General features: G+C 47.3%; 9 protein-coding genes. 2 read left to right on the forward strand and 7 right to left on the reverse strand.

Annotated features, from left to right (window positions below):
• Window positions 1–166: 166 nt before the first annotated feature.
• The 4 genes from ahpF to MMG82_RS20670 all read right to left on the reverse strand — a co-directional run bounded on the left by ahpF (window position 167) and on the right by MMG82_RS20670 (window position 5,188).
• The gene (gene ahpF / locus MMG82_RS20655; protein ID WP_241407358.1) at window positions 167–1,750 is read right to left on the reverse strand and encodes an alkyl hydroperoxide reductase subunit F; all 1,584 of its coding nucleotides are present in this window, start codon (window positions 1,748–1,750) and stop codon (window positions 167–169) included.
• Between the two features lie 109 nt (window positions 1,751–1,859).
• Window positions 1,860–2,429, reverse strand: a complete 570-nt coding sequence (ahpC, locus tag MMG82_RS20660) for an alkyl hydroperoxide reductase subunit C (RefSeq protein ID WP_011621596.1) — start codon at window positions 2,427–2,429, stop codon at window positions 1,860–1,862.
• Between the two features lie 390 nt (window positions 2,430–2,819).
• Window positions 2,820–4,355, reverse strand: coding sequence for a leucyl aminopeptidase (locus MMG82_RS20665; protein ID WP_241407359.1), 1,536 nt, complete (start codon window positions 4,353–4,355; stop codon window positions 2,820–2,822).
• An 89-nt stretch (window positions 4,356–4,444) separates the two neighbouring features.
• On the reverse strand, window positions 4,445–5,188 hold the full coding sequence (locus tag MMG82_RS20670; protein WP_037414750.1) for a fused MFS/spermidine synthase: 744 nt from the start codon (window positions 5,186–5,188) through the stop codon (window positions 4,445–4,447).
• 90 nt (window positions 5,189–5,278) lie between these two features.
• Between MMG82_RS20670 and MMG82_RS20675 the strand changes: the two genes are divergently transcribed.
• Window positions 5,279–5,824: a mechanosensitive ion channel family protein gene (locus MMG82_RS20675; RefSeq protein ID WP_037414676.1), complete on the forward strand. Its 546-nt coding sequence runs from the start codon at window positions 5,279–5,281 to the stop codon at window positions 5,822–5,824.
• 247 nt (window positions 5,825–6,071) lie between these two features.
• The gene (locus MMG82_RS20680) at window positions 6,072–6,617 is read left to right on the forward strand and encodes a DUF3332 domain-containing protein (RefSeq protein ID WP_037414674.1); all 546 of its coding nucleotides are present in this window, start codon (window positions 6,072–6,074) and stop codon (window positions 6,615–6,617) included.
• Window positions 6,618–6,676: 59 nt separating this feature from the next.
• On the opposite strand, the gene MMG82_RS20685 is transcribed toward MMG82_RS20680, so the two are convergent.
• The 3 genes from MMG82_RS20685 to fccA all read right to left on the reverse strand — a co-directional run bounded on the left by MMG82_RS20685 (window position 6,677) and on the right by fccA (window position 10,508).
• Complete coding sequence (locus MMG82_RS20685) at window positions 6,677–7,414, reverse strand: dienelactone hydrolase family protein (RefSeq protein ID WP_241407360.1); 738 nt, start codon at window positions 7,412–7,414, stop codon at window positions 6,677–6,679.
• A gap of 69 nt (window positions 7,415–7,483) precedes the next feature.
• Complete coding sequence (gene ldhA, locus MMG82_RS20690; RefSeq protein ID WP_037428766.1) at window positions 7,484–8,473, reverse strand: lactate dehydrogenase LdhA; 990 nt, start codon at window positions 8,471–8,473, stop codon at window positions 7,484–7,486.
• A 244-nt stretch (window positions 8,474–8,717) separates the two neighbouring features.
• On the reverse strand, window positions 8,718–10,508 hold the full coding sequence (gene fccA, locus MMG82_RS20695; RefSeq protein ID WP_037414671.1) for a fumarate reductase flavoprotein subunit FccA: 1,791 nt from the start codon (window positions 10,506–10,508) through the stop codon (window positions 8,718–8,720).
• Window positions 10,509–10,775: the final 267 nt, after the last annotated feature.

Raw genomic sequence — 10,775 nt, forward strand, 5'->3', positions numbered from 1 at the left:
CCAAGCGGACAGGTCGAGCTTGTGTAGAGGTATTGTGGGAAGGATGGTTTAGGTTACAAACCATCCTTGAGGGTTACGAATTGGCCATGTCTCTCAATCACGAAGACTTGTGATCAAGAGACAGGCATAAGCTGGCTTTTTAGTGAGGGGATTAATCGATTAACGATTAAGCCGCTTTGGTGTCTGTGGTTTTGGTTTCGGTACTGTCATCGCTATGGCGAATTAAGTAATCAAATGCACCCAGTGAGGCATTGGCACCGCTACCCATGGCGATAATGATTTGCTTGTAAGGTGAGTTAGTCACGTCACCTGCGGCAAATACGCCTGGGATAGAGGTTTGGCCGCGCTCATCGACGATGATTTCGCCGCGAGGAGTCAAATCCACAGTGCCTTTTAACCACTCGGCATTAGGCACCAAACCGATTTGGACGAAGATCCCTGCCAGCGCGATATGGTGGCTTTCACCCGTTGCACGGTCGGTGTAGTTCAGGCCATTCACCCGAGTACCATCGCCTGTCACTTCTGTGGTCATCGCCTGAGTAATGATTTTGATGTTACCCATAGAGGCCGCTTTACGTTGCAATACATCGTCAGCGCGCAGTTTGCTATCAAACTCGAGTACTGTGACATGCTCAACGATGTTGGCTAAGTCGATAGCCGCTTCGATACCTGAGTTACCGCCACCGATAACCGCTACTCGTTTGCCTTTAAATAATGGGCCGTCACAGTGTGGGCAGTAGGCTACGCCTTTACCGCGGTATTCTTTCTCGCCGGGGACATTCATTTCGCGCCAGCGGGCACCGGTTGCCAACAGTACGGTACGGCTACGCAGTTTCGCGCCACTTGCTAACTCGAGTTCAAATAAACCATCGCTCGCCAGTTTAACGGCTTTTTGGTTATCCATGATATCGACTTCGTAGTCACGCACATGGGCTTCAAGGTTAGCCACCAGTTTTGGACCTTCAGTCGCTTTTACCGAAATAAAGTTTTCGATACCAACGGTTTCGGCGACTTGACCACCAAATTTATCTGCCACCACACCAGTACGCAGACCTTTACGGGCGGCGTAAATCGCTGCTGCTGCACCTGCGGGGCCACCACCGACGACTAAGACTTCGTATGGGGCTTTTTGGCTGAGTTCTTCGGCTTTACGGCTGGCTGCGCCAGTATCGAGTTTATTTAAAATCTCACCAATGCTGATACGACCCGCGGCAAACACTTCGCCGTTTAAGTACACAGACGGTACGGCCATGATGTTGCGGCTGGTGACTTCATCCTGGAACAGGGCGCCGTCGATCATCACGTTGGTAATGTTCGGGTTAATCGCCGCCATCATATTCAGCGCCTGAATCACATCAGGGCAGTTTTGGCAGGTGAGTGATACATAGGTTTCAAACTCATATTTGCCTGGCAGATTACGGATCTGCTCGATGATGTCATCGCTGAGTTTGATTGGGTGTCCACCCGTGTGAAGCAGGGCTAACACGAGTGAAGTAAATTCGTGACCCATAGGCAGACCAGCAAAGCTAATCTGAGTATTGAGTGCAGGATTAACCACTGTCATCGCAGGCGTACGAGAGCCTTGAGCTTCTTTGAGGCTCACGAACGTTGAAAGGCTAACGATGTCATTGGCCAAGCTTTTTAATTCTTGAGACTTCTTGCTTTCATCTGCTGACACGACAAGTTCAACTGGTCTCTTGAGGTTTTGCAGATAGGTTTGCAGTTGATTTTTTAAATTCGCATCTAACATGATGACTCCAAATCAGCGTAAAAATTGAAAAATATTGGAAAACGCGAGGGGTGCCAATCTGACTCATGCAGGGGGGAGTCAGATTGGCGGGGTTGACCTTTAGGCGAGATTAGATTTTGCCAACGAGGTCTAAAGATGGTGCTAGGGTTTCGTCACCTGGTTGCCATTTAGCTGGGCAAACTTCACCATCGTGAGTCGCAACGTATTGAGCAGCTTGGATCTTACGAACCAGTTCTTGAGCGCTACGGCCGATACCTAAGTCATGGATTTCAGCAACTTTCACTTGGCCTTCTGGGTTGATCACGAAAGTACCACGTAGTGCTAAACCTTCTTCTTCGATCATCACACCGAAGTTACGGCTGATCACACCAGTAGGGTCTGCCAGCATTGGGAAGTTGATCTTCTTAATAGTGTCAGAAGTATCGTGCCATGCTTTGTGAGTGAAGTGAGTGTCAGTAGAAACTGAGTAAACTTCAACGCCCATTGATTGTAACTTAGCGTAGTGATCCGCCATGTCGCCTAATTCAGTTGGGCAAACGAAAGTGAAGTCTGCTGGATAGAAGAATACAACTGACCATTTACCTAACAGATCTTGTTCTGTTACAGGCACGAACTCACCATTGTGGTAAGCAGTGGCTTTGAATGGTTTGATGGTGCTGTTGATAATTGATTGAGTCATTTTATGCTTCCATTTAGTTGATTATGGTGAATTTAGTGACGGGCGTTAGCTTGTTCTCCCGTCGATGAGAAGTATATTACTGACCTAATGACGATAAATATAACGGATAAAAACTATCATCCTAATCGATTTTATCGAACTTATTGGGTTTGATATGATGGATTAATCGATTTTTCAGCACTGGCGTGTCTTAGCGGCTAATCGATTGTTTAATTTGGTTATGTAGCGTTAGGGAAGGGAAATAAAAAAGGGATATCGACGATATCCCTTTAAACATAAAAACGGTTGCAACAAGCTACAGAAGTTCTAGGTTCTAGGTTCTAGGTTCTAGGTTCTAGGTTCTAGGTTCTAGGTTCTAGGTTCTAGGTTCTAGGTTCTAGGTTCTAGGTTCTAGTTTTGCGCCTTAGGCTGGGTTAACCACGTGCTGAGCAGGCGCACACCATAGCCTGTGGCACCTGCGGGCACAACGGCGGTATCGGTGGCAGTTAAGGCATTACCAGCGATATCGAGGTGAGCCCAAGGTTGCTCACCCGCAAAGCGTTTGAGGAACATGGCGGCAGCAGATGCTCCCGCGCTGCCTTCTTTACCGGTATTCTTTAAGTCGGCGATGGTAGATTTTAGCTCGTCATCGTAGGCTTGATCTAACGGTAAGCGCCAGACTTTTTCACCCACCTGTTGACCCGCAAAGGTGAGTTGTTGCACTAGCGGCTCTGAATCGGTAAATAACCCCGCATAAACGGTGCCTAGCGCACTGACTTTTGAGCCTGTAAGGGTGGCAACATCAATGATGACCGATGGGCGGTAGTTTTCACGGGCATACCAGAGACCATCGGCGAGCACTAAACGGCCTTCGGCATCGGTGTTGAGCACTTCAACCGTAAGGCCTTGGGCGGTTTTAATCACATCGCCTGGGATCATCGCATGGCCCGACACCATATTTTCAGCCATCGGCATAATGGCGACAAGGTTAACTGGCGCCTTTTGAATCGCCATCGCCTTGACTGTACCGAGTACAGTTGCCGCGCCCGCCATATCGGACTTCATCCGCGCGATGGAGGTGCCTGTTGCTTTAATGTTGTAACCGCCAGAGTCGAAAGTAATACCTTTTCCGACGAGGGCGATAGGTGCTTCTTTGCTGCCGGGCCAGTGGGCGACAACCAGCTTAGGTGGGCGCTCACTGCCTTTACCTACGGCCGCTAAGGCGCCGAGGTTTAAGCGTTCAATATCTTTGGCTTCGAGTACTGTGACTTTTACGCCGAGGGCTTTGAGTTTACGCGCCTCGTTAGCAAAGCTTTCGGGATACATGTTTCCCGCTGGGGTATTGGTAAGATCGCGAGCTAAAAACACACCCGCTTCGATAGCTTGCAGATTCTTATGGTGTTTTTGGTTTTTGCTTAAGTCATCTACGCCGATTTGATAGTTCTTCTCGGCGCGATTGCTGGTTTTAAATTGAGTGTAGCGGTAGCTACGCAGCTCAATGCCGTGGGCGAGCTCTGAACCAAAGAGAGGTGCGTTACTGAGGCCTTGGGTCAGCACGCGTACCGTGGCTTGTGGCACGGTTTCAAGTTTGGCGGCAATGTTGCCACCTAAGGTATTGATTTCACCAGGTGTTAGGGTTTTAGCATCGCCAATCCCAACGAGCAACACCCGCTTAGCGTCAATTTCGCTCGGGACTAAAATCTCTAAAATTTCACCGCGTTTACCCGAAAAACTGTTATCAGCTACCGCAAGATTGAGTTGATCCTGAGTCGACTGGGGCAAAAAATCGAGACTATAGGTTGTTGAATCAGTACTTTGGAACAGTACTAAGGTATCTGAATTAAGTGAATTACGAGTGTCAAAGCTAAAGGTTTCGGCGTTAGCATTGAGAGAGTTAAGGCACGCCAGAGCCATAACGCTTAACAAAAATTTATTCTTATTTTTCATGGTGACAACTCATATCTGTGGAGAGTGAGAAGCATAGCAAAGCTGAGTCTTAGGGTTAACTAATTTACGCCATTTGACTGAGATTAATCTTAATTCCAAGGGCCAAACCGTGTTAGTGAGCGTTCAAGGGCAAAATCCAATTGCTGTGACAGGCTTTGTGCTTGGCTCTTAAGTGCGCTGGCGCCAAGTGATTGCGGTATTTGGCTAGCAAAAATCACCCAGTTTCCACCACTGGTGAGGCAAGCATGCACGTGGGCAAAATGGTGCTGCAAATCGGCGAGTAACTCCCGATTTTGGCTATGTTCCTTCCAGCAGTTCAGCACTAAATAGCCATCGGGTTTAATCCGTTGAGTACATTGCTCAAGGAAGGTCGCCGAGAGTTGCCCGGTGTTAACGCCTTTGGCGCTGTAGATATCAGCAAAAATCACATCGACTTTTTTATGCTCGGCCGATGCCATAAAGACGAGGGCATCATCATTGATAACATTCAGCTTTTTACCTATTGGGAGTTGGAAGTAACGCTTGGCCAGTTCGATAACCGTGGGACGAAGCTCTACTGCGGTTAGCTTGATGGCTGCGTCAAATCGGCGCAGCACATGGATAAGTGCACCGCCACCCAGACCCAATACTATCGCACTTTTGGGTTTACAAAATAACAGAACCAGCATCATGCCCTGTACATAGGTATGCTGTGGAATATGGGGAGCGGTTTTTAGGATTTTGCTTTGTTCATCGTTGTCACCGAAGGAGAGCACGCGCGAATCACCATAGTCGAGCACGCGGATAGGCCCGAATGTATCGTGAGTTTCGTGTAACAAAATTGCGTCGGCCATGGTCAATATTACTCTATTTGCGTTGAGCTGATTTGCGTGCAGGTATAAAAAAGTTAGAATTCAGCTGGTTTCGTTTTTTAAGTGGCTATTATGACAAATCAAATCCTGCTTGCCTGTATTTATCTTGTGGTGTTTATCTTTTTGCAGCGAGCATTAACTCAATGGGTGAAAAAACTCTCATTAATGAAGCAGGTGAGTGCGGCCCGTACTAGCCTTGTGACGCGGTTTATTTCCTATGTGATGTTTTTTATCACTTTGTCGTTAATGGCGGTTTCACTTGGATTAGGTTATCAAGATGTGTCGCTGTTTGTTTCCTCCGCGTTTGCGGTGATGGGTGTCGCCTTAGTCGCTCAATGGTCGATCTTGAGCAACTTAACGGCTGGCGTACTGATTTTTTTCGTGTTCCCGTATCGGATTGGTGAACGTATTCGGGTGGTGGATAAGGATGAAGATATCAGTGGAGTGATTATTGAAATCGCGCTGTTTCATGTACTTATCCTCAGGGATAATGGTGATACCATCACCTATCCCAACAACTTGATGCTGCAGAAGGCGGTGTTAAAGCTGGCCGATCAGTCACCGCTTGCCGAGCGTCAAGCGTTGCAGGATGGCAAAAAGAAACTCGACCTCGAGTAATCATTCTCCTGTATGTGCGCCATCACTGTACATTTATTAGCAAACTGTTGTCGGCGCACTCGCAAGCACTTAGTTTTATTATCTTGGCGTTAGCTTTCGTTGCTTAATCTGTTTTATATAACAAAATCAGTGTTATTGATTACATTTCCCTCCATTTGTTTACCTTAGATTGTGCCCTGTTGCACGGTTTAGTGCCCACGAATCCGTAGAATCCGCGCTTTTGTTTTTACCTAATGGATCTAATTTAATGAAATCTAAACTTTTAGCTGTGACGATTGGCACGCTACTCGCGACCCAGTTAACCGGTTGTATGGGACAAATGGGTTTAAGCCAAATGGTGACTAAGGGAAATTTAAGTGCGGTGGATAACCGTTATGGTCGTGCAGGCTTGTTTATGCTGTTAAGCCCTGTGTATGGCATCGCGGCGACAGGCGATCTGTTCATCTTTAATACCATTGAGTTTTGGACTGGCAAGAATCCGATTACCGATAAATCACCCGCTGTGGTTGATATGCCAGTTGAGGCGATTTTTAAGATTAATCCACACGTGAGTGATGAGCTTAGATCTGCGCCAGTGAAGCTGACTCAGGCGCAAATTGCCTACCCCGATGAGCATACGGTCACTATGACGTTAGCCTACGAAGACGGTAGCACCCAGTTATTATCGGGCCGTAAAGTTGGCGAAGATGTGGACTTTTTCCTCGATGGTGCTTTTATCACGCGAGTGAGTAACCAAGAACTTGTTGCTTATAGCCAAAGCCGTTTACATGCGCCAGCAACACCTGCTGCTTAAGCTTTTGAATTATCCAACCCATAAAATGGTTTAGATTTATGGGTTGGATAATAACAATATTATCGCAGTACCCTCTGGAAAAACGCCACAGCTTGCTGATACATCTGCAGTGCTAGCGCGGGATCGTAGCGCTCGCCCTCATCACGCATAAAGGCATGCTGAGCATTCACCTCAAGCCAACTGAAATTGCGGTTTTTAGCCATCAACTGTTGGTGGATCAATACCCGACCTTCGGGTGATACATGGGGATCTTGCTTACCAAACGCTAACACTAATTCCCCTTGAATATCGCCTGTGCGACTCAGCGAGTCATTGCCATAGGCACAGGGCAGGGTATTGGAATGAATGTCGGTGGGATAGAGGCAAAACGCGCCCAAAATCTCAGGATTGAGTGCTGCGCGGTAGGCTAAATGGCCGCCAATACACACGCCCATACTGCCGACTTTACCGGTGCAATAACTCTGCTGACGGGCAAAATCGATAAGGGCTTGGGTGTCGCTGTCGTGCTGCTCTAAGGGCTTGGCAAATTTATCGGCATTGCCTTTGTCTTTACCCATATCATCGTAGGCCAGCACTGTGCCTATCGGATTAAGCTCGTGAAATACCTCTGGCACTAACACCACAAAACCGTGACCTGCGAGTATTGTTGCGGTGCGGGCGATGGGCGCGGTTTGCTGAAATATCTCCGAGTAAAAAATGATACAGGGGAATTGCCCGGTGGCATCTGGGCGGTAGAGGTAAGTACGCATTAGCCCTGAAGGCGTGGAGATATCCTGAGTTTCCTGAGTGACTAACATATTGAGATTCTCTCTGTGAGGCTTCAAACGTTGAAGCCTCACTTTAGCAGTCAGGTATTAATCTGTCAGTTAAAACAGTTCATTACCACAGCGCCCGCCAGCGAGCACGGTTTTCACATTGCTCAGGGTTGTATTGGCGATCGCGCCCAATGCTTCTTCGGTAAGGAAGGCTTGGTGACCGGTAAAAATCACGTTGTGACAGGCGGATAAGCGACGGAACACATCGTCCTGAATGATTTGGTTCGACTTATCCTCGAAAAACAGTTCTTTTTCGTTTTCATACACATCTAACCCTAAGGAGCCAATTTGGCCGAGCTTTAAGGCTTCCATCGCATCGAAGGCATTGAGCAGACCGCCGCGGCTAGTGTTGATTACCATGACGCCGGGTTTCATCTTGGCAAAACTTTCTTTATTCAGCAGATGGTGGTTATCGGCGGTTAATGGACAATGCAGGCTGATAATATCGCTGGTGGCGTAAATGGTATCGAGATCTAAATATTCCACATTGAGCGCTTCTACCGCGGGATTTGGGTAGGGGTCAAAGGCAATCACTTTACAACCAAAACCGAGCAATACCTTAATGGTGGCGACCCCAATCTTACCAGTGCCAATTACACCAACAGTTTTGCCAAACATGTTAAAGCCGACTAACCCCTCGAGTGAAAAGTTAGCATCACGGGTGCGTTGGTAGGCTTTGTGGATTTTGCGGTTTAGGGTCAGCATCAAGGCGACCGTGTGCTCGGCCACGGATTCGGGGGAATAGGCGGGCACGTTGACCACTTGCATACCTAAACGTTTTGCGGCGACTAAATCGACATTGTTAAAGCCTGCACAGCGCATGGCGATGATTTTTGTGCCGCCGTTAGCGAGCTCGACCAACACTTCTTCACAGAGAGAGTCGTTAACAAAGGCGCATACCACCTCAAAACCTTCGGCAAGCTTTACCGTTTGCATGCAGAGACGATAATCGAAATACTCAATTTGCGCACCAAATGCGGCATTAGTACGGTTAAAATGCTGCATGTCATAATGTTTTGCGCTAAAAAATCCAATTCTCATTTCAATCACCTAAGGGTTACATTGTTACTGGCACTGAGTGTATGTGACTCGGCGACATTTGTCCTCTGGTGATGAGTTTACCCCGTAAAAAGAGTGAGCTTAGTCATCAATTGCTCAAAAAAGCATAAAAAAAGCGAGCCCCTGACGGCTCGCTTGTGTCGATAAGCTTGAGTGTTCAAGCTTGGCTCTCATGGTCGTGCTATGTGAGCCTAAGGTTAGTCCATTAACCTAGAAAGGATTGATATTAGTGATCTTTCGCGAATTTAGCGGCTGATGCACCTGCGATACGGCCATAGGTCACGATATCAGAGATAGCGTTACCACCTAAGCGGTTAGCACCATGCACACCACCAGTGACTTCGCCCGCAGCGTATAAACCTTCAATAGGTTTACCAGTTTTTTCACTCTTCACTTCGGCTTTAGTATCAATCACGATACCGCCCATTGTGTGGTGAACCGCTGGCGCGATTTCTAAGGCATAGAAAGGTGCGACAACTAACTCACGTGGTAAATCAGGACGTTCGAATTGAGTGTCTTTACCTGATTTCACGAAACCATTATAAGCAGTCACTGTTTTTGCCAGTTCAGCTGCTGGTATATCGAGTTGTTTCGCTAACTCTTCGATGGTTTTACCTTCTTTAACGATGTTCAAGTGAACATAACCTTCGATGGCTTTCAAGCTCTTACGGATAGAGTCATCGAATACGAGGTAAGCACTTTCACCTTTTTGTTTCAGGATCGCAGCAGATGCTTTGTCACGGGTCGTGATTTCGTTCATGAAGCGGTCACCATCACGGTTAACCACGATCGCACCGTTACCACGTACGGCTTCGGTGATCATCACACCGCCGGCTGGTGAGTAAGTTGGGTGAGCTTGGATGTATTCTAAGTCACGTGTTGCTGCGCCAGCTTGCAGAGCGACGTCTAAGCCGTCACCGGTAGCACCTGGGTGGTTAGTTGCTTTAAAGCCTTTTAATTTAGGATCGTACTTAGCAACGCGGTCGTTGTTTTTCGCGAAACCACCAGCAGCAATGACTACCGCATCGGCTTTGATTACATAGTAACCAGTGTATTCACCTTTCACTAGAACGCCGGTCACTTTACCGCTCGCATCCTCAAGGATACGTACAACACGGCTGTTTAAACGAATATCAGTACCACGTTTAACGGCGTTGTCCCACAGTACTTGTGCAACGTGAGCACCAACACCTGCACCACCCGTTGGGCGGTGGCTACGGTTAACGCTTGCGCCACCCATACGGCCTACGTCAGTCATGTCGGCACCCATAGAGGTTAACCAATCAATAGAGTCTGAAGAGTTGTTGGCCAGGACTTTCACTAATTCAGGATCGTTAATGTTACGACCACCTTTCATGGTGTCGTCGATCATGATTTGTTTCTTATCTTGGATACCTAACTTAGCTTGTGGCTTAGTTTCTGCGGCGTTCATACCACCAGCAGCCAGTTTAGTGTTACCACCTGGGATAGGTTCTTTTTCTAACAGGATCACTTTTGCGCCAGCGTCACGGGCTGAAACGGCGGCAGCAAGACCTGCACCACCAGAGCCGATAACGACAACGTCAGTTGTTTCTTTCACGCCTGCGGCAATGGCTTTATCTTGAGCCGCTTTGTCTGCATCAACAGGAACAAACTTACGTTCCCACTTGCCGCCAAATGGCATATCAAAGCCGAAGCTATGGCAAGCATCACAGTAGGTTACTGATTTTTCGTGGCCTTTGTGGCAGCTGGTACAAGCGATTTCACCGATTAAGTGAGATTTGTGCGGAGAAACTTTATCTTTTGGCGCTGCAGCAGCCAGTTCTTTTAGATCACCGTGGCAGCTAACACATTGGCCATTTTCATGAGTCAGGTTGTCGTTGGTTACGCCACCTTTGTCTGATACGTGGCAGCTATCGCAGCCACCCATTTCACCGTGAAAATCGGCTAGTACTTCTGGTGCAGCATAGGCTGTGCCAGCCATTGCACCAGAGATCAGCATGGCTAGTGCTGTTTTTTGAATCTTTCTTGTGAACATAATTGTTCCTCCGCCGTACATTTCATCTACTTAATAAGGGTTATTCATCATGGCGTGATATTTATATTTTACGTAGCTCACGCGCTTTTAGAGTATTCTCCACGAACAAAGTTACCACTATCTAAAGAGGTATATGCGTACTTAGGTCACATAACGATTGTTACAGTGAGAATTACATAATTGAAATGTGCAATATGGCTGAAAATATTACTGAAATTGAAGTTAATCACTTAGGGAATACGGTATAACTTGCGTGAGTTAACATAT

The sequence above is a fragment of the Shewanella sp. MM_2022_3 genome (genome assembly GCF_022557375.1).
Classification (GTDB): Bacteria; Pseudomonadota; Gammaproteobacteria; order Enterobacterales; family Shewanellaceae; genus Shewanella; species Shewanella xiamenensis.